At 51.3% G+C, this 24,782-nt stretch carries 27 protein-coding genes and 1 tRNA gene; 12 read left to right on the top strand and 16 right to left on the bottom strand.

What is annotated here, in order from left to right:
- Positions 1–196 precede the first annotated feature (196 nt).
- Positions 197–1,111 carry a hypothetical protein gene (locus KNP81_RS10045; RefSeq protein WP_021065276.1) on the top strand — a complete coding sequence of 305 codons (915 nt, stop codon included), beginning with the start codon at positions 197–199 and terminating at the stop codon, positions 1,109–1,111.
- Between the two features lie 191 nt (positions 1,112–1,302).
- On the opposite strand, the gene KNP81_RS10040 is transcribed toward KNP81_RS10045, so the two are convergent.
- The gene (locus KNP81_RS10040) at positions 1,303–1,530 is read right to left on the bottom strand and encodes a hypothetical protein (protein WP_021065275.1); all 228 of its coding nucleotides are present in this window, start codon (positions 1,528–1,530) and stop codon (positions 1,303–1,305) included.
- A 329-nt stretch (positions 1,531–1,859) separates the two neighbouring features.
- Here KNP81_RS10040 and KNP81_RS10035 point away from each other — a divergent pair, with 329 nt between their 5' ends.
- A complete protein-coding gene (locus KNP81_RS10035) occupies positions 1,860–2,729 on the top strand; it encodes a hypothetical protein (protein WP_214719840.1) in 870 nt (289 codons plus the stop codon).
- A 55-nt stretch (positions 2,730–2,784) separates the two neighbouring features.
- On the opposite strand, the gene KNP81_RS10030 is transcribed toward KNP81_RS10035, so the two are convergent.
- Entirely contained in the window at positions 2,785–3,156 is a 372-nt protein-coding gene (locus KNP81_RS10030) for a hypothetical protein (protein ID WP_029596068.1), read from the bottom strand.
- A gap of 103 nt (positions 3,157–3,259) precedes the next feature.
- On the opposite strand from KNP81_RS10030, the gene KNP81_RS10025 reads away from it, so the two are divergent.
- A complete protein-coding gene (locus KNP81_RS10025; protein WP_029596069.1) occupies positions 3,260–3,673 on the top strand; it encodes a VOC family protein in 414 nt (137 codons plus the stop codon).
- A 9-nt stretch (positions 3,674–3,682) separates the two neighbouring features.
- Here KNP81_RS10025 and KNP81_RS10020 read toward each other — a convergent pair whose 3' ends face one another.
- A complete protein-coding gene (locus KNP81_RS10020; protein WP_214719839.1) occupies positions 3,683–4,732 on the bottom strand; it encodes an NAD(P)/FAD-dependent oxidoreductase in 1,050 nt (349 codons plus the stop codon).
- 189 nt (positions 4,733–4,921) lie between these two features.
- Here KNP81_RS10020 and KNP81_RS10015 point away from each other — a divergent pair, with 189 nt between their 5' ends.
- The gene (locus KNP81_RS10015; protein WP_214719838.1) at positions 4,922–5,770 is read left to right on the top strand and encodes an ABC transporter ATP-binding protein; all 849 of its coding nucleotides are present in this window, start codon (positions 4,922–4,924) and stop codon (positions 5,768–5,770) included.
- Between the two features lie 107 nt (positions 5,771–5,877).
- On the top strand, positions 5,878–6,432 hold the full coding sequence (locus KNP81_RS10010; RefSeq protein ID WP_021065269.1) for a methyltransferase family protein: 555 nt from the start codon (positions 5,878–5,880) through the stop codon (positions 6,430–6,432).
- Positions 6,433–6,479: 47 nt separating this feature from the next.
- Here KNP81_RS10010 and KNP81_RS10005 read toward each other — a convergent pair whose 3' ends face one another.
- Together KNP81_RS10005 and KNP81_RS10000 are read right to left on the bottom strand one after the other, a co-directional pair.
- On the bottom strand, positions 6,480–7,289 hold the full coding sequence (locus KNP81_RS10005; RefSeq protein WP_214719837.1) for a DUF368 domain-containing protein: 810 nt from the start codon (positions 7,287–7,289) through the stop codon (positions 6,480–6,482).
- An 85-nt stretch (positions 7,290–7,374) separates the two neighbouring features.
- A complete protein-coding gene (locus KNP81_RS10000; protein WP_251128967.1) occupies positions 7,375–7,941 on the bottom strand; it encodes a GNAT family N-acetyltransferase in 567 nt (188 codons plus the stop codon).
- Positions 7,942–8,041: 100 nt separating this feature from the next.
- Here KNP81_RS10000 and KNP81_RS09995 point away from each other — a divergent pair, with 100 nt between their 5' ends.
- The gene (locus tag KNP81_RS09995; RefSeq protein WP_214719835.1) at positions 8,042–8,791 is read left to right on the top strand and encodes a sugar nucleotide-binding protein; all 750 of its coding nucleotides are present in this window, start codon (positions 8,042–8,044) and stop codon (positions 8,789–8,791) included.
- Positions 8,792–8,811: 20 nt separating this feature from the next.
- Here the strand turns inward: KNP81_RS09995 and cypC are convergent, their stop codons facing one another.
- Positions 8,812–10,059, bottom strand: coding sequence for a CYP152 family fatty-acid peroxygenase CypC (cypC, locus tag KNP81_RS09990; RefSeq protein WP_353048084.1), 1,248 nt, complete (start codon positions 10,057–10,059; stop codon positions 8,812–8,814).
- A 79-nt stretch (positions 10,060–10,138) separates the two neighbouring features.
- Here cypC and KNP81_RS09985 point away from each other — a divergent pair, with 79 nt between their 5' ends.
- Complete coding sequence (locus tag KNP81_RS09985) at positions 10,139–10,498, top strand: potassium channel family protein (protein WP_021065264.1); 360 nt, start codon at positions 10,139–10,141, stop codon at positions 10,496–10,498.
- A gap of 18 nt (positions 10,499–10,516) precedes the next feature.
- Here the strand turns inward: KNP81_RS09985 and KNP81_RS09980 are convergent, their stop codons facing one another.
- Entirely contained in the window at positions 10,517–11,875 is a 1,359-nt protein-coding gene (locus KNP81_RS09980; RefSeq protein WP_214719834.1) for an alanine/glycine:cation symporter family protein, read from the bottom strand.
- 129 nt (positions 11,876–12,004) lie between these two features.
- Positions 12,005–12,280 carry a membrane protein insertion efficiency factor YidD gene (gene yidD, locus KNP81_RS09975; RefSeq protein WP_251128977.1) on the bottom strand — a complete coding sequence of 92 codons (276 nt, stop codon included), beginning with the start codon at positions 12,278–12,280 and terminating at the stop codon, positions 12,005–12,007.
- A gap of 198 nt (positions 12,281–12,478) precedes the next feature.
- On the opposite strand from yidD, the gene KNP81_RS09970 reads away from it, so the two are divergent.
- Positions 12,479–13,261 carry a pyrroline-5-carboxylate reductase family protein gene (locus tag KNP81_RS09970; RefSeq protein WP_214719832.1) on the top strand — a complete coding sequence of 261 codons (783 nt, stop codon included), beginning with the start codon at positions 12,479–12,481 and terminating at the stop codon, positions 13,259–13,261.
- 37 nt (positions 13,262–13,298) lie between these two features.
- Here KNP81_RS09970 and KNP81_RS09965 read toward each other — a convergent pair whose 3' ends face one another.
- The 6 genes from KNP81_RS09965 to KNP81_RS09940 form a co-directional block, all read right to left on the bottom strand.
- Positions 13,299–14,003 (bottom strand): DUF554 domain-containing protein, encoded by a 705-nt coding sequence (locus KNP81_RS09965; protein WP_214719831.1) that lies wholly within the window; start codon positions 14,001–14,003, stop codon positions 13,299–13,301.
- A gap of 160 nt (positions 14,004–14,163) precedes the next feature.
- A tRNA-Val gene (locus KNP81_RS09960) sits at positions 14,164–14,236 on the bottom strand.
- Positions 14,237–14,323: 87 nt separating this feature from the next.
- Positions 14,324–14,881, bottom strand: a complete 558-nt coding sequence (locus tag KNP81_RS09955) for a GNAT family N-acetyltransferase (protein ID WP_214719830.1) — start codon at positions 14,879–14,881, stop codon at positions 14,324–14,326.
- Between the two features lie 67 nt (positions 14,882–14,948).
- A complete protein-coding gene (locus KNP81_RS09950) occupies positions 14,949–15,263 on the bottom strand; it encodes a DMT family transporter (protein WP_021065258.1) in 315 nt (104 codons plus the stop codon).
- On the bottom strand, positions 15,260–15,589 hold the full coding sequence (locus KNP81_RS09945) for a DMT family transporter (protein ID WP_029596077.1): 330 nt from the start codon (positions 15,587–15,589) through the stop codon (positions 15,260–15,262). The genes KNP81_RS09950 and KNP81_RS09945 overlap by 4 nt, the downstream gene beginning before the upstream one ends.
- 11 nt (positions 15,590–15,600) lie before the next feature.
- On the bottom strand, positions 15,601–16,179 hold the full coding sequence (locus KNP81_RS09940) for a TetR/AcrR family transcriptional regulator (protein ID WP_214719828.1): 579 nt from the start codon (positions 16,177–16,179) through the stop codon (positions 15,601–15,603).
- Between the two features lie 127 nt (positions 16,180–16,306).
- Between KNP81_RS09940 and KNP81_RS09935 the strand changes: the two genes are divergently transcribed.
- Positions 16,307–17,089, top strand: a complete 783-nt coding sequence (locus KNP81_RS09935; protein WP_214719827.1) for an alpha/beta hydrolase — start codon at positions 16,307–16,309, stop codon at positions 17,087–17,089.
- Positions 17,090–17,131: 42 nt separating this feature from the next.
- Here the strand turns inward: KNP81_RS09935 and KNP81_RS09930 are convergent, their stop codons facing one another.
- Positions 17,132–18,370: an aminopeptidase gene (locus KNP81_RS09930; RefSeq protein WP_200860057.1), complete on the bottom strand. Its 1,239-nt coding sequence runs from the start codon at positions 18,368–18,370 to the stop codon at positions 17,132–17,134.
- 113 nt (positions 18,371–18,483) lie between these two features.
- Between KNP81_RS09930 and KNP81_RS09925 the strand changes: the two genes are divergently transcribed.
- From KNP81_RS09925 to KNP81_RS09915, 3 genes are all read left to right on the top strand, one after another.
- Entirely contained in the window at positions 18,484–18,891 is a 408-nt protein-coding gene (locus KNP81_RS09925) for a YkvA family protein (protein ID WP_214719826.1), read from the top strand.
- Between the two features lie 87 nt (positions 18,892–18,978).
- Positions 18,979–19,845: a YitT family protein gene (locus KNP81_RS09920; RefSeq protein ID WP_214719825.1), complete on the top strand. Its 867-nt coding sequence runs from the start codon at positions 18,979–18,981 to the stop codon at positions 19,843–19,845.
- 103 nt (positions 19,846–19,948) lie between these two features.
- Entirely contained in the window at positions 19,949–22,552 is a 2,604-nt protein-coding gene (locus tag KNP81_RS09915; RefSeq protein ID WP_251130331.1) for a putative bifunctional diguanylate cyclase/phosphodiesterase, read from the top strand.
- A gap of 40 nt (positions 22,553–22,592) precedes the next feature.
- Here KNP81_RS09915 and KNP81_RS09910 read toward each other — a convergent pair whose 3' ends face one another.
- Positions 22,593–24,662 (bottom strand): alpha-amylase family protein, encoded by a 2,070-nt coding sequence (locus tag KNP81_RS09910; protein WP_251130330.1) that lies wholly within the window; start codon positions 24,660–24,662, stop codon positions 22,593–22,595.
- Positions 24,663–24,782: the final 120 nt, after the last annotated feature.

Raw genomic sequence — 24,782 nt, 5'->3', positions numbered from 1 at the left:
TACCTCTAGTATGGTTAGATTTTTCTACATTATCATCGACAAACGCTATTCTGACAACGGTTAGCGCAAAAATCCGTCTTAAGCATGAGACGGAATGGTTGTTTTGAATCGAAACCGGGAAAGGAATAATAATTGGTGTCTGCCCATCTGTGGATGGATAGATTGTTCGACGTCCTCTCGAAAGGAGGGAGAGCTAATGCGTATCGGGAAGTTACGGATGTTGCTGGAACAATACGGTGAAGCCACGCTTCGCGATGTAATTGTCGAGATGTATCGCAACATCCCAAAAACCGTGATTGAAGAGAAAGATATCGACTTTATGGTCAGCCAGTTCACGCGCTATAAAGAACAAAAGTCGTCAGACGAACGTCATTCGCTCTCACAGACCATCATCCTCGCTGAGCGCTTTGTCGAATTGGCATATGACCATTTATATTTAGTGCCCAATCAAGTGATGAGTGAACGGGATCAAAAAAACTGGTACATTCACGCTAAAAAGATTATTCGCGACCTCGTCCATTACGCTGACGATGAGCCCGAGGCTCGGACGATGTATGAAGAAATGTTTTTGTTGCTGTCGTCTTCAGCGGGAGAAGAACCTCTATTCACGACAAGTGACCCGTTTCGACTATTAAAATTGTCTCAAACCACGATGTTATCCCAACTGATTCAATATTATCAACTCGACGCCCCCGCCCCTGCCGTTTGGATTGATCGGTCTTTGTATACCGCGCTCCACGTCCCAAAAGATGTCGATTCCACCCGGGTCGATTTGCTCTCGACCCTCCTCGAGCAATCGTATAGTATAGCTGAATGGAACTTGCTCCACGAACGCCTCACCACGTTGTGCGACCGTACGTTAGCGAAAGCCCAGACAGACGATAATGCGCTCGCCGATTATCAAGCTTTAAAAATGCTCGAGCTAGAATTGCTCGTCGAACGTGGCTTGTTATCTGAGGCCGAACAAAAATTGTTCGCCGAATATATCCCGTTCTTCTCGCATCGTTCTGAACCGTTCAAAGTGTATGTCAATATGCTTGAAAGTCATGGACATACGAATGAAACGAAACGATTGCGTCGTCTCGCCAAAGAAAAGCGCATCCAGTTGTAACCTCATGCTGCATACGAAAAAAAGGGAGTCAATCGACATCGTCGGTTGACTCCAATACATGATATGAACGAGGGGTGTTCATCTGAAAAGGAGGGGAAGTTGGTGCAGAACTTCCTTCCTACACGTTTAGTATAAATCAGATTTGAAACCGCTTCCGTTTTAGATATTGCATTTTTGTGAACGTTTTCACGTTATTCGATGGCATTAATGATTCCAAGACCGATGACGGACAGTAGCACGATCAGCACAAAAATAAAGACCATCTCATTCGGGGAGCGAAACCCCTCATATAGTTCTACCGCCTCGTCGACGATGACATTCTCGTGGACCACAATCGGTTCTTCTGTATCCGCTTGAGCCACGAGCGGCGTCCCCGCCAACAGCACTACTATCAACCACAAGCCTGTCAAATATCGCATAGTCGTCTCCTCGGTTCGTTTCTTTACATCAATTATAGCATGTCGATTTCAAAGTCATGACACGGTTTTCTTCGTTCCCCCCCCAGTTAAATAATTCTCACACCCATTTCCGTTTAAAAGATCTAGTTTTGTTTTTTTCGATTCAGTTTGATACAAACCTATTTCTGAAGCCATTCTCCTGTTCTTTTCAAACGGGACTCTCAGGAAAACGCCTTAAATTCATCCCTATTTTAACCAAATAATGTTCATCATTTTAATACGAGCATTTTAAAGTGGTAACGCTTACAATTTAAGGGTGTTCCAATAACTGTAGAAAGTAGGTTGCTTTCATGAAGCACACCTTTATCGTCAAAGAAAGCCGACAACTCAAGCCCCACGAACGGTCCATGCTCCACTCTCTCTATCCAGCAGGTCAACTTCCACATCTTTTCTGTCTGCCTGCTGACTGCTACCACTATACCGGGTGGTTTCGTAACAAGCCAGTCGCCGCTGTCACAGTTGACTGCAAGGATTTCAAAACCTCGCATTTGATTCGCTTGAGCGACACCACTTGCAAAAATCGCATGATGTTAAGTGGTTTAATCGATCAGGTCTTGTTCCAACTTCGATTAGAGGTTCGTCACAACACAACGGTTTCGGTAACTCTCCCAACTGACGCACCAGGCAATTTGTTGAATGGTTTCAAGGACATTGGATTTCTTCCCCACCTCGAGGCGACGTCGTTTGAGTTCCCTTTCGTTCCGTACACAAAAACAACTTTTGACCAATGGCAATTTTGTATAGAGTATCCCGAGACGCATGGAGATTGGTTACGAAAACGAAATCAATATTTCTGGCTCTTGCCTGGAGCCGTCCACCTTACGGCTCGGACACTTGATATGCTCCATCGAAGGCAAACAATCTTTTATTCGTTAAAATGGAAAGGTACCGTGGTCGGTACGATGTACGGCGAGATTAAGCAAGGTCGATTGTACCTCCACGAGTTGCATATCGTTGGCCAAAAAGAATTTACTCAAGAAGGCATCTCATTTTTTCAGCAATCATACTATGATAAATTTAAAAAGACAGAATTGATGAGTGTCACTGCCACTTCGATGCAGACACACGTCCTGCACGCTTTATACGAGCAAGGTGCCCGTCCAACGCCATCATCCACTTATACATTATTGAAGTATTTGACTCCAGCGCGAACGGATTAATAAAAAAACACGAAACGTCCGCGGTCCGTCAATCAGACTCGTTCGTTTCGTGTTTTTATTCGGCAGCGTTTGTCGAATCCATCGCGAGCGGTGGCATCTTTTCAAAGAGATTGGTCCGAAGACCCGTATCACGTCGGTCCAACGATTCAATCCGGTCGAACTGAATTTCACGATCCGTCACACTGAACCAGTACGTGATGTGGGGCTCGTCTGTAAACCGCAGGGCGTAGTTCGAACCGTTCAAGTGAAAGTCCACTTCTGTGGATAGAAGTTCAGATGGACCAATTTTTTTATGGGTCGTCAAGCGTTCCAGAACGACTTGCTCTTCATTGATCCGATAGTCGACAAACGTCGCAAGTGAGAGTCCAAACACAAATGACACCAGCGCGAACGCGCTGACCAATCCAAGAGTGATCTTTCCGTTCATTTCGCCGTCCCTCCCTCTTTTAGTATATCGGATTCCGACAAAACGTTGTGAAGTGACAATTTGTTCAAGTTTCGTCAAACTAGAGCGAGAGGAGGGAACAACCATGCACATTGACCATACCGGAATCGCCGTCCGTGACTTAGACGAGGCGATCGCATTTTACACGACCGTTCTACAAGGAAAGTTGGTCGACCGTTATACGAACACAGCCATCGGCGTCGAGACGGAGATTGCCGTCATCCACGTGGGTGACGACGTAATTGAACTATTATTGCCGACGAGTCCAACCAGCCCAATCGCTCGCTTCATGAAAGCGCGTGGTAAAGGTGTTCACCATATCGCCTATCGCGTCGAGGATTTGGACGAGTCAATCGAGTCACTTAAACGTGACGGTGTAACTTTTTTAGAGGACACGTTGCGGACGACGGCCAAAGGCCGGCGCCTCATCTATATGGACCCCCGTCATTCCGGAGGCGTCATCGTCGAACTATGTGATTATCCAACAATAAAGCAGTGAGGGCTCCCCTCACTGCTTTTGTAATGCCTGTTCGATGATATCCCGGTTCTTCGTTTTCAATCGTTCGTTATGGGATGATACCATTGCGGTTTTCGTCGCATCCGGATCGACGAACGTTTTCGCTCGGTTGACAGCGTTGGCCGCATCTTGGAAAGCACCCGCAATCAGATGGACTTTCCCTTCATGCGTCAAAATGTCGCCCGCTGCGTATAGACCTGGCACCGACGACTCACTGCTCGCATTGCCTTTCACGTAAAAATCGTTCACCATCTCGACTTGAAGCTCACATTCCCCGAGAAGCGCTGTATCCTGCTCATACCCATGATTGATGACGACCTCGTCCACTTCCACAACCTCGCGGGCGCCTGTTCCGCAATCGACGAGAGCGACGGCATGAATCGTCGTCCCGTCCCGGGAAATCAAATCCTCGATTTGCGTATGCAATCGACAGTCGACACGTCCACAGAGGAGCTTATCGACTTGCGACTCATGTCCTTTAAGCGCCTCTTTTCGATACGTCAAAATGACACGCTCGGCAATCGGTTCAAGCTCGTTGGCCCAATCGATCGCACTGTTGCCGCCACCCGAAATCAACACCGTCTTCCCTTTGAACGCCATGAGCGATTTAACCGTATAGTGTAAGTTGGAGACCTCGAAGCGCTCCGCTCCGCTAATATCAATTTTCTGCGGTTGCAGGATACCACTTCCTGTCGCGACAATGATCGTTTTCGATCGATGTTGCCCGTGCGTCGTATCCAATACGAAATGGCCATCGTGATCTTTCGTCATCGATTCGACCTTTTCTCCGAGCACGACGGTCGGGTCGAACGTCAAGCCTTGTTCTACCAGTTGTTCGATAAGTCGAGCCCCGGTCGTCGGCGTGACACCCCCGACATCCCAAATCATCTTCTCTGGATAGACATGGATTTTCCCGCCGAGATGCGGTTGAAACTCAATCAATTTCGTTTTCATCCCCCGCAATCCGCTGTAAAACGTCGCATATAGCCCGGCCGGTCCGCCTCCAATAATCGTTACATCATATAGGTCCTGTTCGCTCATCGTCCTCACCCTTCCTCAAAACTCCTGCGCCATTGATTCTCATTCTCATTCACTATACCGCGAATTAGACCGCTCGACAATCTATTTTGACATCAAACAAACATTGACACGATGTTTCGCACTTGCTATAGTAAACTCGATATTGAGAATCATTATCACGGGCGTCATTTACGGAAAGGGGAATCCATCATGTCACGGATACATACGACGGATATCGAGGTCGGATATGGGGACAAGACGATTGTAAAACAATTGAGCTTGTCGATTCCCGACCATAAAATCACGACGATTATCGGACCGAACGGTTGTGGAAAATCGACGCTCTTAAAAGCGATGACACGGATTCTTTCTCCATCTGCTGGCGCTGTGCATTTAGACGGGGCCGATATCGCGAAATGTAATACGAAAGAGATTGCCCGTAAAATGGCCATCTTGCCGCAAACGCCGGAAGGTGCCGGCGGCTTGACCGTCGGCGAACTCGTCTCCTACGGTCGATTCCCTTATCAGTCCGGATTTGGACGCCTCTCGAAACATGACCATGAAGTCATCGATTGGGCACTCGATGTGACCGGGACGCTCGCTTATAAAGACCGCAGCGTCGACGCCCTGTCTGGGGGACAACGTCAACGCGTGTGGATTGCGATGGCACTCGCCCAAGAGACCGATTTAATCTTCTTGGATGAACCGACGACTTACCTTGATTTGGCCCATCAGCTCGAAGTGCTCGAACTGCTCGAAACGCTCAATCGAGAGCAAGGGCGGACCATCGTCATGGTGCTCCACGATTTGAACCAGGCCGCTCGCTTTGCCGATCATATCGTTGCGATGAAAAACGGCGAGGTGCTCGCGACCGGTTCGGCTGAGGAAGTCATTTGTCCGCTCGTGCTCAAACAAGTGTTCCATATCGATGCCATCATCGGGCGTGACCCCCGGACCGAAAAACCGATGTGTCTCACTTACCATTTGATTAAAGATGAGCTAAAAGAAGCGCCTCCTGCCCAGCAGGCCGCCGCAACCTTGCTCGCCAATGCCCGTTAGGCTTTCTTGACGTCCCGCACATCGCGAGACGTTTTTTCGATTCCTGCACGTTAGTGAGGAGGAAGACACGGGTAATACATCGAAGGTATTGAAAAAGGAGGCACGTTATGGATTGGCTCGATGGATTATTTGTTCTCACCTCGGTCGCTTGGCTATATGAAATTTGGCGATACCGAAACCGGTCCGAACCGACCGATGGTGCCAGTGAGCACGCTAGTTTTTATATCGTCTCATTGATGATGGTTACCGTATTCGCTATCTCGATCGGACTTTCTGTTTGGACCGATACACGTCAGGCCACACTGCAACGCCTGCTCGGCCTTAGCGGGTTCATCGCCGGTGTCTCACTTCGCTATTGGGGCATCCGACAATTGCGCCATCAGTTCACCCGCCACGTCGTCGTCCGGCCCGCGGATGAGCTCGTCAGTTCGGGACCGTATCGTTATTTACGCCATCCTCTCTACACGGGGCTCTTATTTATCACGTTCGGATTTTCACTCTTTTTCGCGCCTTGGACGATTGCTCTCGTCGGTACATGTTTGATGAGTCTCGCTCTCTTATGGCGCATCCATATCGAGGAGAAAATGTTGACATCTCACTTCGGTGTGACGTATCAGACGTGGGCCAAGTCACGTAAACGCTTGATCCCGTTCATTTATTAAGCAAAAAACATGCACGCTCGTCTTCATTGACGGGCGTGCATGTTTGGTTAAACGGAGAAACGTCCAAGTAGACGGACGATGATAAATCCAGCGAAGAACGAGAGGACACTGAGTATCCACATGATTGTCGTGTCCGGCAGACCTGGGAATACGACCGCAAGCGAGCCGATGACCAACCCGATGATGACCGAAAACGTCATGCCCGGAAAATGACCGAGCAAATAGCGAATCACTTTACTGCTGACGATAAACCCGACGGCCACTCCAAGACCGACGATGCCGATAATGAGCAGGTTCAAGTTCGACAACGCGCTGATGACGGTCGGATACACCCCGATCAAAAGCAATACGAATGAGCCACTGATTCCCGGCAACAACATCGCCATACTGCCGAGCCATCCTGAGAAGAACAAGAGAATCGTCGTCCCTGTCGAGAGTTCCGTGATGATGACCGTATCTGCTGGTTTGATGATTGCCATGCTGGCCACAAGAATCGCCCCGATGACCATCGCGACGATATGTACCGGTCGCATGACGGCTCTCGTTCGAAATTCAAAGAAGAGCATCGGGATAATCCCGAGAATCAATCCGATGAAAAAGAACTGGGTCGGTTCATAATATTCGAGCAAGAGGAACTCAATCACGCGGCTGAGTCCTAAAATCGCCCCTGCCATCCCAATCCCGAGCGGAATCAAGAACAACAAGTGCTGTTTCCAATGCCGACTGAAGATACCGCTGATGGCTTCAATCAAACGATCATAAATTCCTAAAATAACTGCAATCGTCCCGCCGCTGACGCCAGGAATCAAATCACTCGTTCCCATCGCGATGCCGCGCAACATATTCTTCCACTCCATACACAATCTCCTTTTTCTCTCTCAATGTGATCAAGCCTATAGTATAGCCGAGTCCCGATCGGTTTGCATCGGTTTCGTGACGTGTTCAGGCGTTCTCGCTTACCGTAAACGTCATATAATCGAACCGTCCCCCGGATATCTCAATCTCTTTCTCTTTCATAAAGCCGAGACGTTCATACAATCGACCTGCTGCCGGGTTCGTCTGATCGACGTTGAGCGTGACGCGAGGAATGTTCATGGCACGCGCATGAGCAATCGCCTGTTGAATCAAGCCCGTCCCAATCCCGCGTCCGCCGAACGTCGCGTCGACGGCGACCGAGTCGATATACAGGACGTCGCCTTCCGTTTCGACATCCAACTCGCCAGACTGACCGTTTGTCCGGAGCCAAGCTTTAATCGGTTCATCGAGCATTGCCGCCTGCTCGCCATGATACGCAATCAGGATGCCTGCAATCGTCGCATCGGATTCGGCCACCCATATGTTCTCGTAGCTCAAGCGGTTGCCAGGCTGACCAATCCACATCGCGAGTCGAACGAGCACATGCTCTTGATCGGATGTGCCGGTCAATGAATAGGCGATTTCATGAATCGCCGTATAGACGAGCGGTGCAATCTGCAACTGATCGTCCGGTGTCGCTTTTCGAATATTCATCATTATCGCCTCCACTCAACAGTCTAGCATAAAGCTGTCCACAAAGGGTTTGTCAGTTCGTGAAGTGTGGGATGATAGAAACAAAAGGGAGGAATCCATGATGAAAGCAATTTTAACAGGTATGAACGGGACCGTCGCCCCCGTCGTCTCCGAGACGTTAACGCGGCATGGCATCGAGCCCGTGGCCTGGGACCGAACGAAAGTATCGACCACAGATGAGGCCGAGATGCGACGTTTTATCGAATCGGTGCGTCCGAACTACTTTCTTCATATCGGGATGGGTGCCGTCGAATGGGCCGACACGCTAGCTCGGCTATGCGGAGAATATAAGATTCCATTTCTCTTCACGAGCACCGTCTCGGTGTTCTCTGACAACGTGACAGGGCCAATCACACCGGACATGCCTCCTGACGCGACCGATGAATACGGGGCCTATAAGCGGGCCTGCGAAGAGACGATTGCCCGGACCAATCCTGGTGCCCAAATCGTACGGCTCGGTTGGCAAATCGGGCATCGTGCCGGTTCGAATAACATGATGGATTATTTCGAGAACGAGATGAAACGACATGGCGTCATCGTCGCGAGCGCTCACTGGTACCCGTCTTGCTCGTTTTTGGAAGACACGGCCGATGCCTTGTTCGAGATTTTGACGAAGCGAGGGCCCGGGTTGTACCAATTGAACGGCAATTCGAGTCACTCTCTGTATGACATCGCGATGGCGCTCAAAGAGTCACATGATACATCGTGGCAAATCGAACAGACTGATGAACCGAAACGTGATAATCGAATGGTCGATACGAATATCACGATTCAACCGATTACAAAACGGCTAGCGTTACACACGAAATGAGTCGCCCGCGGGCGACTCATTTATTTGTTCTTTCGAATCTGATTCAGCACGAAACGGCTCTTCGGTAAACTCGGCAAATCGACAAAGCTATAACTGAGGTCTTGCGGCGGCACCTCGTAACGGTAACGTGTTAGGAACACGTCAATCGTCTCACGCATGATTGCAATCGTCACATGCTCTCCCGCACAGCGGTGTCCGAAATCGACATCCCCGCCGCCTTGCGGAATGAACGTGAACGGACTTTCCGTCCAGTCTTTGAACCGATCGGGGTTGAATGTATCCGGTTCCGTCCACAAGGAAGGGTCATGATTCGTCCCATATAAATCGAGCAAGACGAGCGTCCCTTCTTCGAACGTAAATCCGTTCCACTCGAAATCTTGCTTGACCCTCGCAGCAGTCACGGGGAAAAATGGATAAAAGCGTCTCACTTCTTGAACGAACCATGTCGGTTCGGTCTCACCACGCGCCAATCGGTCCCGCGCTTCCGGAAATTGGTGGAGCGCCAATACAGTGAACAACACATAAATCGAGACAGCCACGGTCGGGCGCAATATATTGATTACTTCGACAGCAACGACGTCGGCCGGAAGCAGATGACCCGCTTCATCCCGATGCCAAGAAAATTCGTATAACGCCGTTTGTTCGTTTGGGAGAAGCCGGTTCGTCCGCACTTCTTCGACCATGCCACGCACCCACGCCTCGGCCGAGGAGCGGGCCGCTCGCCCCCGAACATGTTTTGGTCCGAGGGCAGTCCCAGATTCAAATAACAATTTCATCTCGTCCGTCCGACGCGCTACTTCGCTTTCATGGAGCGGGACCCCGGCCCATTCACAGACGGCCCGCATGAGAACTTCTTGCGCCATATCATAGAGCACCGTCTCGTCAACTGCCGCGTCGAGCGCCCGTTCCCACTCCCGGCTGACCAGTTTCGTTAACCGTTCGATATTTTGGGGGAACATGAGTTTCATGAACATTCGTTTGCGATGTGTATGGGCCGCCCCGTCTAACGTCTGCACCCCGTCCTCACCGAACAATGTTTTCAGTAGCCGTTTCGGTGCCGCATCCTTGCGTACAAACTTCTCTGCGTCATAGAACAAGGCTGCCGCCTCGCCGCCTCCGAGACAGATGACGCGTTCGCCGAGCAAGCGTGTTTCAAACAGAGTGGATTGAAAGCTCTTCCGACGGTTCGGGACGTATAAATATCCTTCCCGTAGGAACGTCAGGCTATGATCGAGCCCTTCTTCTTTTGGAATCAGTCGTGTCATCATGATCATCCTCTCCAGTTTTGCTATAAAGGATGTTCCCCTGTTGCTAGCAAACAAACCTATAGGGAAAGGAGGAAATGAAATGCTATCTTTCATCTTGACGTTCCGGCGCATGTTCCGCGGGATTTGGCGTGGCTTGAAGGATGCGGAGTTTCAAGTCTTGTTCAGTCTCGCCTTCCTGACCATCCTCTCCGGGACACTGTTCTACTCACGCTTCGAAGACATGCGTTGGCTCGATGCCCTGTATTTCAGTGTCGTCACACTCACGACAATCGGCTATGGGGATTTTGTCCCGACGACCGATATCGGCAAAGTGTTCACGATCGGCTATGTCATCACGGGTGTCGGCATCATGGTCGGTTTCATCACGAAAGTGTTCGACCATCTTCAACAAGCACGGCTCGAAGAGGTTCGCAAACGAAATACGCCACCGTCCCCGTGAGGATGGTGGCGTATTGGTTTAAGAGGCTTTTCGATTTCGATTTTCGAGTTCGAGCTGTTGATTGAATCGCTTCGTCTCAGCAATGACGACACCCGACAAGAACAGTAAGCCAATCAAGTTCGGGATGGCCATCAAGCCGTTGAACACGTCCGAGAGCGCCCAAACCAAGTTGAGGTTCGTCGTCATCGCACCGAGACCGGCAACGAGAACGAACGCAATCCGATAAGGAAGAATCGATTTTTGACCGAACAAGTAATGAATCGACCGTTCCCCGTAGTATGACCACCCGAGCACCGTCGAATAGGCGAACATGACGAGTCCAATCGTCACGATATAACCGCCGGCCGGTCCAAGGAATTGCTCGAACGTCGCCGTCGTCAATTCGACCCCCTCGAGGCCCGAACCGATTTGACCGCCCATGACGAGCGTGATTCCCGTGACCGAACAGACGATGAGCGTATCGAGAAACACTTGCGTCATCGAGACGAGCGCCTGCCGTCCCGGCATATCCGTTTTAGCAGCCGCTGCGGCAATCGGCGCCGAACCGAGACCTGCCTCGTTCGAGAAGACGCCGCGCGCCACACCGTAACGAATGGCGGCCCCGATGGCTCCGCCACCAATTGCTTCGGCACTGAACGTGCTGCTGAAGATGAGGGCGATGGCATCCGGAATGAGCGTATAGTTCATCACCATAATCAACAATCCGCTGCCGAGATAAAAGACGATCATGACTGGTACGAAGTAACTGACGACGCGACCGATTGATTTGACACCGCCCAAGATGACCGCGCCTGTGAAAATCATAATCAAGATACCAGAGACATACAACGGCACGTCAAAGGTCGTCTTGAGCGCCATCGCGACCGAGTTCGTCTGCACCCCGTTCCCGATTCCAAACGCGGCGAGCGAGGCGAATGCCGCGAATGCGACGGCGAGCCAACGTTGCTTTAAACCCCGTTCCAAGTAATACATCGGCCCCCCGGCCATTTGTCCGCGTTCATCGGTCACCCGATATTTAACGGCGAGCACGGCTTCGGCGTATTTCGTCGCCATACCGAAAAATCCGGATACCCACATCCAGACGATCGCCCCCGGTCCACCGAGCACGACCGCGGTCGCAACCCCGACGATATTCCCCGTACCGACGGTTGCTGCAAGCGCCGTCATGAGCGCTTGGAAGTGACTGATATCCCCTTTCGATGTTTTGTCTTGATTTTTAGAAAACGCGAGCTTCAATGCGTACGGCAACTTCGTGACTTGAAGTCCCCCGAGCCGTACCGTCAAGTAGATGCCTGTCCCCACAAGCAAAATCAATAACGGTGGTCCCCACACAAAGTTCGAAATCGTACCGATGAGTTCACTGAACGATTGACTCATTTTGAATTCCCCTTCCCCTTATGTAATCGTACATCTCTATTTTTTCAGAATACTTAGAAGATTGTCAAAAGTATTGTAATAAAACAAAGATGAGATTTAGCTTCTGTATCTAAAACAGCGAGACGCCGCTTAGACGTCTCGTTGAGATAGGGGCTTTTCACGTTGCAATGGCGCATGCCAATCGAATTCATCCGGCACGTAGTCGAGCCCACCCGAATGGAACGGTTGACAGCGCAATAGACGGCGCGCCGTCAAATATCCGCCTTTGAGGGCTCCATGTTTTTCAATCGCCTCGATTCCATAATGGGAACACGTGGGATAAAAGCGGCAAGTCGGTGGTTTCAACGGCGAGATGAACCGCTGATACCCTTGGATTCCCCGCACTAATACTCGTTTCACTTCCATCGCCTCCAGTTTGATTACTGCCATAATAGCTCGCTCGGGCCAGCTTGTCATCTATGACGAATGCGACAATCAAATGACAATCCGTTCATTTGTTTTTCCTTTGTTTTACAATTTGAGCACGATGGGCGCTATTTACCGGATCATTTGTTATGATAAGCAACATGTATATGACCGAATCTATATGAAGAGGTGACGAGAATGAATATTTTAATGGTAGGTGCAGGATCGATGAGTGAGTCACTCGTGCGCGGATGGCTTGCCTCAGGTGTGTCGCCTGAACAAATCACCATGACGAACCGGAGTGACCGGACCCGTTTGACAGCGCTCCAAGCTGAGCTCGGTGTGCAAATCGTCGACGAAGAGGATGTCAACGCGTATGACATCGTCGTCCTCGCGATGCAGCCGGACGGGGTCATGCCTTATGTGCAATCTAAAACGTGGAGCACACCGCTCCTCGTCTCCGTAGCAGCTCATATCGAACCGAGCGAGATTGAAGAGGCGTCAGGTCTCCCTGCCGTCTGCGCGATGCCGAATACCCCAGTCGCTTATCGGAGCGGGATGACCGGACTTTGGTTCGGCCCTGAGACCGATGATACGGTCCGTGAGACCGCGACGGCGCTGTTTGAACGCGTCGGACGGACGGCCGTGACGGATGCGAAGACGATGTCCGCCTTCATGGCTGCCGCCGGATGCAGCCCCGCTTTCTTTTATGAAATCGTCGGTTCGATGACGCCCGTCTTGACCGATGCCGGTTTCGATGAAGCGACGGCGCGCCAAATCGTCGCCCAGGCGATGAAAGGATCGGCTGAACTGTTGCTTCACGAGACACGGCCGACGAACGACTTGATTGCGGACGTGGCCGCGCCAGACGGTCCGACCGACCGCGGTGTCGGTGTGCTCCGCTCGCGCGATTTAGCAGACGTCATGGCTTCTGCCCTTCGCGAAAGTGCGAGAGAAGAAGTCGAACAACCGAAGAATTGAAAAAATCCGAGAAACGCATCGCGTCTCTCGGATTTTTTTATTGGACGATATGTAAGATAGAGACGATGACCGCGACCATCAAGATTCCCGGCAATAAGTTCGCGACACGAATCCGCGTGATGCCGACCAAGTTCAACCCGATTGCGACAATCATGACACCACCGGTCGCCGTCATCTCTAAAATAAAGTCATCCATGAGCGACTCCGGGATGAACTTCATGATTTGAATGGCGAGCAAGGCGATTGCTCCTTGATATAAGAGCACAGGTACTGCCGAGAACATGACCCCGATGCCGAGCGTCGAGCTGAGGACGAGTGCCGTGAAACCGTCAATCAATCCTTTCGTATAGAGGACGTCATGATCCCCGCGCAATCCGCTGTCGAGCGCGCCGATGACAGCCATCGCACCAATGACGAAGATGAGCGTCGCCGTGATGAAGCCTTCGGCGATACTTGACTTGCTCTTGCCCCCGAGGCGGCGTTCCAATTGATAGCCGACCTCGTTCAATTTTTCATCGAGCTTCCACCATTCGCCGAGTGCAGCCCCGATGACGAGACTGCTGATGACGATTAAAAAGTTCTCACTTTTCATCCCCATTTGAACGCCAAGCAAGATGACGGCGAGACCGATGGCTGCGGTGACCGTCTCTTTCATTCGTTCGGGGATGCGGTGAAACAAGAGTCCAAGTAATGTACCAATCACGATCAACGCCGCGTTGACGATTGTTCCAGTTAAGACCATCGTATAATTCCCCGTTTCTGTATGTATTGAGAGGAATATACCAACTGTTTATGTAGGCTGTCAATTGAAAGAAAAACAAAAAAAAAAGCCACTTCTCGCAAGAAGTGGCGTCGCGGAAACCCACGTTCCTATGGGTTTCGCATCGGGTTTGGCACCCAAGTGATTCTGACTGGGCTCGAACCAGCGACCTCTACCCTGTCAAGGTAGCGCTCTCCCAGCTGAGCTACAGAATCAGGTCGTGTCCTCTCTTAAGGACACTATTAATATATCAAGAAACTAATACCTTGGCAACTGTTTTTTAAAACTTTTTTCACTTTTTTTTAACGCGTCATTTCTTCCCGTTTCATATGGCGGCACAACCGTTCTAAATCACCGGCATATACCGAGACGAGCATGCCTTGATATTCGGTATCCCGATCCCAATGCAGTCCGTTCGCTTTCGCGACCCGTTGCGATGGGACGTTATCCGGATGAATCAAGGAAATGATCTCTTTCTCACCTTCTTCGAACGCATGACGCATGAGACGAGCCGCTGCCTCGCGTCCGTAGCCCATATGCCAATGCTTCGGCGCCAGCCAATATCCGACTTCAAGTTCAATCGTGCCGTCGAGTTCATGGAGCAACGTGCCGGCATGACCGATTGGCTCGTCATTTTCATGCGACATCAATTTGAGCAACCCGGTTTGACGACCCGTCTGATAGCGGGCCAACTGGCGCTCGAACCATTCGATCGTCTGTTCATCCGTATATGGCTTTCCATCCGGGCTAATGAAACGCATCACGCGCGAATCTTGGAGTAGCGATTTCACGAAATAAAAATCAGCAATCGTGTAAGGTTCGAGTCGTAGACGCTCGGATTGCAGTTTGATATGACTCATCGTCCTCGCCCCTTTCGTTCACAGTCTGAACTATTCAATTCCCGTTTTTATTTCGATTCAATCCTAATTAGGCGACAACTTTCAATCCGATGACGCTCCCGATAATGAGCAAAAGAAAAAAGATGCGCCACCGGTCTCGAGATTCGTTCAAATACAGCATACCGAGCACGACGCCGCCGGCCGCCCCAATCCCGACCCAAATCGAATACGCAAGCCCGAGCGGGAGCGTCTCGAGAGAGCGCGACAACAAATAAAAACTTAAGGCAAACGTTCCGACGGACAAGATCGACCATTTAACAATCTGATAGCCTTTCGATTTTCCCATCCAAAAGACCGCCATCATCTCGGCAAGACCCGCGCCAATCAAAAATACCCAACTCATGCCGATTCCCCTCCTGTCACTTGTTTCAGTCCAATCACACCGATGAGGAGCGTCGCGATAAAGACGAGCTTCATGCCGGTCAGTGCCTCGTCGAACAAGACCGCACCGACGATGACCGTTCCAACGGCCCCGATGCCGGTGAACACTGCGTAACCGGTCCCAGCCGGTAACGTCCGGAACGACATCGCCAACAGCCCAAAGCTCACAACTAATAAGAGAACGGTCACCACGCTCGGACCGAGCACCGTGAAGCCGTTCGACAGTTTCATCGTCGTGGCCCAGACGATTTCAAGCAGGCCGGCTAGAATGAGCCAAACCCAGGCCATTTGATCTTGTTTCACGTCCATCCGACTCCTTTCTTATAGATGGTGAATGCGGCCTGTTGCCGCTTGACGCGATTCGTCTTGAGCGTAAAGAGTGAGATGAGCGCGCCGTCGAGAAAACAATAGTAGGCATCGTAAACGTCCTCGAGCGACTGTTCGGGTAACGCCCCTTGCTCCATCGCCAATCGAAACTGTTCTTTCTCAAACGCTTGCAAGTCCGTCTCGACCGACCCGAGCGTCGTCTCGATGAACGATCGCAATTCAGGCGGCGGGACGAGCAACATCCGCTTTGTCAGCATCCATGTCTCCTCTTCTTCAAAGAAGCGAATCAACGTCTCGACGATGGCCTCGATCCGTTCGAGCGGTGCCGCGCCCTCAGTGGCGTCCCGCGCTTCTCGCCAGACGCGATCGTAACGATCTGCCATGTCCTCGACGACTTGTTTGAACAATTGCTCTTTTCCTTCGATATGAGCGTATAACGATGCTTTCTTAATGCCGACGTCCTCGGCTAGTGCCGCTAATGATAGTCCTTCATACCCTTCAAGCGCAAAGCGCCGTCGTGCCGCGAGTTCAATCCGTTGTTTCGTGTTCATGCTCTGTCGTCCCCTTTCTTCTCTCATCACTTTACCTAACGAACGGTAGGTAGTCAAGTGTCGCGATTGTATTTCTCGTCCACACCCGGCAAACTAAAACCAGTTGACTGCGAAAGGAGCGCTTTATATGCTCGACCAATTCAGCTTCACCTTACCGACCGAGGCCATACGTGGCCGGAAGCGGATTGTCCGTGTCTATCGTCCCGACTTCGTGTCGGCTGACGAACGAATCCCGGTCCTCTATATGCACGACGGTCAAAACGTGTTCGACGGCAAGACCGCCACGATCGGCGAAGGTTGGTCAATCGACCGCCACATCGAGGACTTGCAATTGCCGCTCATGGTCGTCGCCATCGCGAGTGCCCCGGACTGGCTCGACCGCTACGATGAGTATTCGTTTTATGAAGACGAGATGCTATATCGCCGAATCGGACCAGAACTCGCCAAGACACGGCCCACGCTCGGCGGGAGAGGTCGGGCTTACGCCGACTGGCTCATGCAAGAGTTAAAGCCATGGATTGATGAACGCTACGCGACCGACCCGGACGACGTCGGCGTGATGGGCAGCTCGATGGGCGGGGTCATCTCGCTCTATATGATGACGGCCTATCCGTCCATCCGGCGCGTCGGCTCGCTCTCGACGGCCGCATGGGCCAATCTCGACTCACTCATTCGGGAAGTGAAGCAGGCCGATGTGACGGCGCGCCTCTATATGGACATCGGGACGAACGAGACGAGCGGACCGATCACGCCTGAGGATTACTTATATACGAACGCGCAACTCGTCGAGACGATCGCGCGAACAGGAATCGCCTTCCGCTATGAGGTCGAGCCCGGTGCCGTCCATAATGAAATCGCGTGGCGGCGACGGCTACCGAACGCTCTCGCCTTCCTCTATGAATTGACATGAAAAAAGAGACGAATTCCACGAAGGGATTCGTCTCTTGCTTGATTAGATGACCCAGTTGCCGTCACGCATGATGGCTTCGCGTGAACCGTCTTCGAGTTCGCCGTCGATGTTCATCTCGGCCGAGCCGATCATGAAGTCGACGTGTGTCATCGAGTCGTTCGCACCATTCTCGGCGAGCTCTTCGGCTGACATTTGTGGTCCGCCTTCGAGACATGTCGAGTAGGCGCGTCCGAGCGCCAAGTGACACGATGCGTTCTCGTCGAACAATGTGTTATAGAAAAGGAGACCCGAGTTCGAGATTGGTGAGTCGTCCGGCACCAGCGCGACTTCTCCGATGCGACGCGCCCCTTCATCGAGGTTCAACAACTCATCGAGTGCCTGTTGTCCTTGTTTCGCTTCCGCTTTCACGACTTTCCCGCCTTCGAACCAGAGCGTGAATCCATCGATCAAGTTGCCGCTATAGCTGAGCGGTTTCGTGCTCGAGACGTGTCCTTCGACCGAATCTTTATCGGCGAGCGTAAACACTTCTTCGGTCGGCATGTTGGCGATGAAATCGACACCGTCGATGTTCGGACCGCCGCCGCCAAGGAAGACGTGCTTCTTCGGCAAGCCGATCGTCAATTCCGTGCCCGGTGCTTTGTAATGGAGCTTCGTGTACTTCTTGTTTGTGAGTAACGTCGCGCGTTCACGGAGCGATGCGTCATGCGTATCCCACGCCGCGACGACATCCGGTTGGTCCATGCGCGTCGCTTCGAAAATCGCTTTCCAAAGGGCTGGTACGGCGTCTTCACGGTCTGGGAAGACTTTCTTCGCCCATGCTTCCGAAGCGCCAGCGACGATTGACCAGCTGACATTGTCGCTCATGACATATTTGCGCCATTTCGCGAGCGCTACGCCGGCAGCACGGTTCGAGTCCGCGATACGTGACGACTCGACGCCGTTCAGTGCGTCCGGGTCGTCGCTGACGATCGATAGGAACGCCGTCTTCTCTTCGGCCAATTGCTCAAAGCGTGCCTTGAGCCATTCCGGGTATTCTTTGAAGGCATCTGCTGGGGCGTTGAAGTAACGGACTTTCGTCGTCTCTTCGTCGCTCCAGTTCACATACACTTGTTTCGCGCCAGCCGCGTAAGCTGCTTTCACGATTTGACGGACGAGCGGTGCTTGGCTAATATCAGCTCGGACTTCAAGCTGTTGGCCCGGCTGAATGTTGACGCCTTTTTTGACGGCAAGCTCAGCGTAGCGGGCAAATTCTGCCTCAGTCGGCATGGTTACAGTAGACATATGTACAGTTCCTCCTTTTTCACTTATTTCTATTTTCTTAAATTTTCGGAAAAGTTGCAACCAAATCGCAAAAACGGGCATATTAGTAGATGAAGACAGAAGGAGGAATATACATGTCAGATTGGAAAACGACGTACACACACTTTTTAACAAGCGCGACCGAGGAATATACCAACAAAGAAAAATTGGGTGATCTCTTGGTCCAAGGTGAACTCGCTCTCGCTAAAGTGACAGTCGATGTCGCGTCAAGCGAGATTAGCAATATCGAACGGGAAGAAGAACTGACGCTCTACTTCCAAATGAAACAGTTGCTCAATATGTTGCGCGCCCTCTATAACGACCAGTTCGAGATGCAGGCGGACAAACAACACGCTCTTGTCGCTGCGATTCTATATTTCGTGTCCCCATTCGACGCGATTCCGGATGACGCTCCGCTCGGCTTATTCGATGACGCTCAAGTCATCGATTACGTTCATGAACAGCTCGCAAGTGATATCGACCGCTTCCATAATGAATTGTAATCATTCGACGCTTGAAATTCCGACATCGTCGGAGTACGCTTGAATGAGTTTATTTCAAAGGGGGCGTATGGCGCCTAGCCATTATCTATGTATGCAAAAACTAGAAAACGGATCGCCGTCGAGACGACCTTGTTCATCATCGTCGGAACGATTCTACAATCGATTTTTGTCGGTCTATTGCTCAAACCAAACGAAATCGGGTCCGGGGGTATCGTCGGAATCACGCTCATTATCAATGAACTGTTCGGCACGCCAATCGGGTTCAGCCAACTTCTATTAAATATCCCCCTTTTCATTATCGGGATTAAATATTTAGGCAAACGGTTCATTCTCATGACCGGACTCGTCGTCGTCTTATCATCCATTTTGATTGACACGTTGCCCGTACTCATCCCGCCGACACCGCTCGATGACCCACTCGTCGCCTCGGTGTTCAGTGGCATCGTCTCCGGACTCGGCCTCGCCCTGCTCTTGTTCGCAGGCGCTTCGACCGGCGGACTCGACATTCTCGGGAAAGTCATTTATACGAACAATCGGAACTTATCACTCCCGAAAATCTTTTTGACACAAGATATCATCGTCTATATCCTCGTGTTCATCACGTTCGACATTAAAGCCGTCATGTATGCGCTCGTGCTCAGTTTCGTCCGGTCGCGGACGTTGTTGACGATTCACCGGTTCTTCTCGGCGCAAAAGCAGTGTTTCATCATCTGTAAGAAAGCCGACGAAATCAACCTCGTCATCAAGCAAAACTTGAAACGCGGCGTCACGATTATGGACGCGACCGGCGGTTACTCGAACGACTCGAAGAAGATGTTGTATGTCGTCGTCCAGAATAACGAGATTCCAAAACTGCGTCAAATCGTCTCCGAGATTGATTCAGAAGCGTTCATCACCGTCTCTGAAATCGATTCGGTCGTCGGTAACTTCAAAGAACATTCGTATACACTTTAATCGACAGCAACTTGCTGTCGATTTTTTTGTGTAACAAACGCATGAACAATCCGATAATAATAATGGTGAGTCTCTTAGACATATACAGAAGGAGGTGCATGAGTTGACCAACCACTCGTTGCGCCAAACAGTCCCCGCTTTGCTCGTCGGGACCTTTTTTCTCGGACTTTTATTGATTCTGTTCACCCCTTACGCCTTGAGGGAGACGAGTTTGTTCGTCTATTTCACGGCGGTCACACTCATCGCGACCGTCTTTAGCGCGACGGCCGTGTTTCAAAATCACGGGATGCGACGCTACATACATTTACTGATTAGCGCCGGCAATGTCTGCTTCATCGCTTATTTGGTCGGACACCATTTTGGCGCATCGACAACAATCAACCATATGCCGTTCATTCAGAACTTTTTTTATTTGATTATGTCGCTGATTGTCATCACGCAATCGATTGAAATTCGGACATTGAAACTGCGAACGTTCGACATTTTCGCCTTGTTCAGCTTCCTGTTGATTGGGGCGTTGCATCTGTTCGTTTATTCGAACGACGGAGCACGTTATGCGGCTCATTTGAACGGGTTTGAAGAACAGATGGTGTTGATTAGTCTCTACATGATGCTCGGCTTCCTGTACTTGAATCGCATCACCTCGGTCGGCCAAACTTTCCGGGTGCTCTTGTTGATCGGCATTCTCGGCTTCACGACCGCTTCGATTTTGAACCAATTGCTCATCTTTAACGGCATCGGTCATGAGTTGCTGCACCTGCTTCAAGTGAGTAGCATTTTCATCATTTCCATCAGCTACGTGTTTGATGAATCGAGAGAAGATGCCCTCGTCTATGACTCCGTGTTCGACTACGTCGTCTATAGCGCAATCGTCATGCTGTTCATGATCGCCTCGGACCGTTTGCTCGGCACGTCTGTACTCGACTCGATGACGGCGAACGCAGTCTTGTTGCTGCTCATCCGTCAGTTCGTCGTCGCCAAACAAAATGCATTGATCAGTCACCGTTTACATACCGTCAATACTGACCTCGAAGTCGCGGTGACAACAAAGGCGCATGAACTTGAGGTCCGTGAACAACAGTATCGCTCGCTATTCGCCTATCATGCCGAACCGATTTTCTTGTTCGACCTCCATGGCGAAGTGTTGTCTGTGAACGAGGCCGGCAGCTCGGTGCTTGGTCATGATACGGAAACGTTGATCGGCTCCAACATTTTAGACATTATCGAACAAAAAGACCGGTCCGCCTATGCGACCGTGTTGCACGATTTAACGAACGGTCGCCCCCGGACGCTCGACGTCGATGTCGTCACCGAAGACGGGGCGAAACGGGTGTGGCAGTTGATGAACATTCCGATGATTATCGACGGCGAAGTCGAAGGCATCTATGCAATCGTCAAGGACATCACTCAAATGATCGTCCAACAAGAACAGATTTATTATCAAGCGAACCATGACAGTCTGACCGGGCTTCATAACCGCTACGCCCTGCAAGAACAGATTGAACGGCTGATCGCGGAAGGACGTCCGTTCTCGCTCATGTTCTCCGACCTCGACGGTTTTAAAGAAATTAACGACCAATTCGGCCATCATATGGGTGACGAGTTGTTGCAACATATCGGTAAACGTCTGCGGGGCGCCCTGTTGCCGAACGAGTGTGCGGGCCGGCTCGGTGGTGACGAATTCATCGTTGTCGCCGAGCATGACGACGATGAGATGCTCGTCGAACGGTTACGACGCTCCGTCTATCGTCCGCCGTACTTCATGGGCGGGACGCTCGTCGAGATTCACGCGTCCATCGGTATCGTCCGCTATCCTGAACACGGCTCGACGCTCAAGCATTTGCTGTCGAACGCCGACCTTGCCATGTATAAGGCGAAGGACAAAGGACGCAACGAGACCGTTTTGTTCGCTCCTGAATTGCGGGCCCACAAAGAAGAGCGCAAACTGTTGATGGAAGGGCTTGATACCGCCCTCGAGAAAGGCGAGATCTCGCTTTATCTTCAGCCTCAAGTTGACGCTTCGACGAAAGCCATCATCGGGGCCGAGGCGCTCATGCGTTGGCAACGAGACGGCGTCTTCATCCCGCCAAGCCAGTTCATCCCGATTGCCGAAGAGACGGGGCATATCCATGATCTCGGCCGCTGGATGATTCATGAGACGTTCCAATTGATGTACGCTTTCGAGCAAGGCGATATCGATTTACCAAAACTATCGGTCAACCTATCCGTTCGCCAACTGTTCGATGAGCACTTAATCGAATATTTGACGACGTTATTCGAACGGTTCCCGATTGAACCTGGCCGACTTAACTTCGAGTTGACCGAGACGGTCGCGGCCCATCAATCCGACCGCGTGTTGACACGGATTCTCGAGTTGAAGGCGCTTGGCATCAAACTCTCGATCGACGATTTCGGTACCGGCTACAGCTCGCTCGCCTACCTCGTCCGCTATCCAATCGATGAGCTGAAAATCCCGCGCGAGTTCACGATGCAACTCGAAGAGAACCGGGAGTATCAGACCGTCACCGCGACCATCGTCGCGATGGCCCGGCAACTCGGGATGGCGCTCGTCGCTGAAGGTGTCGAGACCGAGTATCAAGAGAATTTCTTACGGAAAATCGGCTGTGATTCGATGCAAGGCTATCGCTATGCGAAACCGATGCCACTCGATGAGTTTGTTATTTACTATATGAAGCAGACGATGTAACGAACATGCCCCGAACCGGTATCCGGTTCGGGGCATTTGCTTATTTCATCTCATAGATTTTCACTTCGCCCGGCTTCAAATCGACCCACAGGTCCCAATTCTCATCAAACGAATGCTCGGCGTACGGCCATGACGTCGGTGAGTACACCATCTCGGCGAAACGGCTCGCGTTCCAGTTACGGCGTCGCACCCCGTCGAGCGGGACTTTCCCTTGCAGCGGTTGGTACATATCCGTATTGGCCACGACGAGAAGCGTCTCGTTCGTATCCGGACGCAACCAAGCGAAGCCGATGAACGGCGCATCCATATGTGCCATGGCGAGCGGTTCGAAATGACTCGGGTTGACGAGGACGTCCAACCAACGACGACGCACCTCGGCCACTTGATGCATCAGTTCGATCATCTCGTCTCGCTCTGGATGATCCCAATGGAACTGGTACGCATCGAAGAAAGCAAGCTTTCCAAAGTACGGATCGGTCGGGAACAGTTGATACGCTTCTTCCGGTCGGCAGTCGAGCCCGGTGTTCATCGGCTGTGTCTCATACAGTTCGAGTCCAGAGTTCGTCATCGGGACGCCGTTCGGTACGAAGCCGTTCAAGACGGTGAGCAAGCGACTCGCCTGCCGTCCCCCATCTCGTGTCGCGATACGGCGCGTGTCTGCCGTTTCTCCGGCCGCAAACACCGGTAACGGTAAGAAGCGCGAGTCATATACGAACTGGTGCGTCTCATGTGTATCAAAACGTGGCTCTTTATAGAACCCGTACCCGATAATCATGTTATAGCCCGCTTCTTTCGCCGCCCACGCACCGATTTCAATTAATTCTTCAGCGATGAAGCTGAAGTTGGCGTCGAGTTCACGCGGTTGCTGTAGAATCCGTTGCGCTAAATCGACCGGCAAGGCGTGCCCCATGTCGATGCGAGCTCCATCAATCCCATATTCACGCTGATAGTGCGGAATGATGTCGGCGAGCATCGCCCAGAGCGGCTCGTTGATTTGATTGCCTCGGAATTGATTCGATTTGATCGAGTCGAACAAGATATAAGGTGCCAAGTTCGCTTCGCTCACGTAAGGCGTTGCCGCTGTCGGGTGGTCCAAGAACAGACGAAAATACGTCACATCCGACCATGGCGGCTGCGGATCATTGATGCAATCGGAGAAGGCTGGAGCGGTCGTCAAGCCGAACTCGCGCTCGATGACGGCAAGCAAGTTCTCTTCTGGATGCTCGAGCAAGTACGCTCTCACCGTCTCCCACTTGTCCGCATCGACGAGATTCGGCGCCATCGAGAAGCGACGTAAGTGCGCCCAGACATCTTCTGACCCATAAATCATAGGCAAGAAAGCGTGCTCTGGTTTCACGTTCTCTCCAATCCCTGGTACGTGCGGCGGATGATAGTAATCGAGTTCGGTCACCGGAATCCAATAAAACCATTCCGGATTTTCGAGAATGAGTCGGTTGTCACGGGCACATGTACGCGGGATGACATCGATGACGACACGAATCCCCACCATGTGACATGCTTCGACGAACGCCGCGAACTCTTCTTCGACCGTCAAGCCGTCTCCGGTCAACGTCTCTTTCAGTTCCTCATCGATTCCGAAAAAATCTTGCACGGCATAAGGAGAACCAAATTCGCCTTTTTTGTTTTTATGACTGTGTTGCGAGATTGGCAATAAGAACAACGTGTCGATTCCCATGTAAAGGAGATGCGGAATCAACGCGAGCGTTTTGACGAACGTCCCCGTGTCTTTCATGCCGATCGAGTTCTCCATTTCGACATAGCCTGATCCATCATGATCCCATGATGTCGACGTCCGGACTTGCATCGAGTAGACCGATGCCCGCTTGATCCAATCGCCGCCAGTTTGCAAATATCCGTCCGCTTGGGCGACCGATTGATGGTAACCCCGTCCGTCGACCGCATGGGGAAGAATCGCTTTTTCAATCGTATCGATCAAGAAATCATATGGATTGACCCGTTCGACCCCATCACGTACAGGCTCTGAAGCGAATTGCAGCCGGTTCCATAACGTCGGAATCTCATAATGGACGTTCGTTCGTTTTTCTTTCAAGACTTGGTGCAACTTGATTAACGATGAGTTCTCTGGCATGTGTATTCTCCTTATGAATAAAATCGTTCCTCTATCATTGTAAACGATATCAAGAAACGCATTACTATATATTTATACCTTTAATATTTATACCTTTACCCGATTTTTTCCTTTTCCAAA

Source organism: Exiguobacterium sp. s149 (assembly GCF_018618395.1).
Lineage (GTDB): Bacteria > Bacillota > Bacilli > Exiguobacteriales > Exiguobacteriaceae > Exiguobacterium > Exiguobacterium chiriqhucha.
The sequence above is the reverse complement of the archived record's forward strand: the minus strand, read 5'-3'. Positions and strand labels throughout refer to the sequence as shown.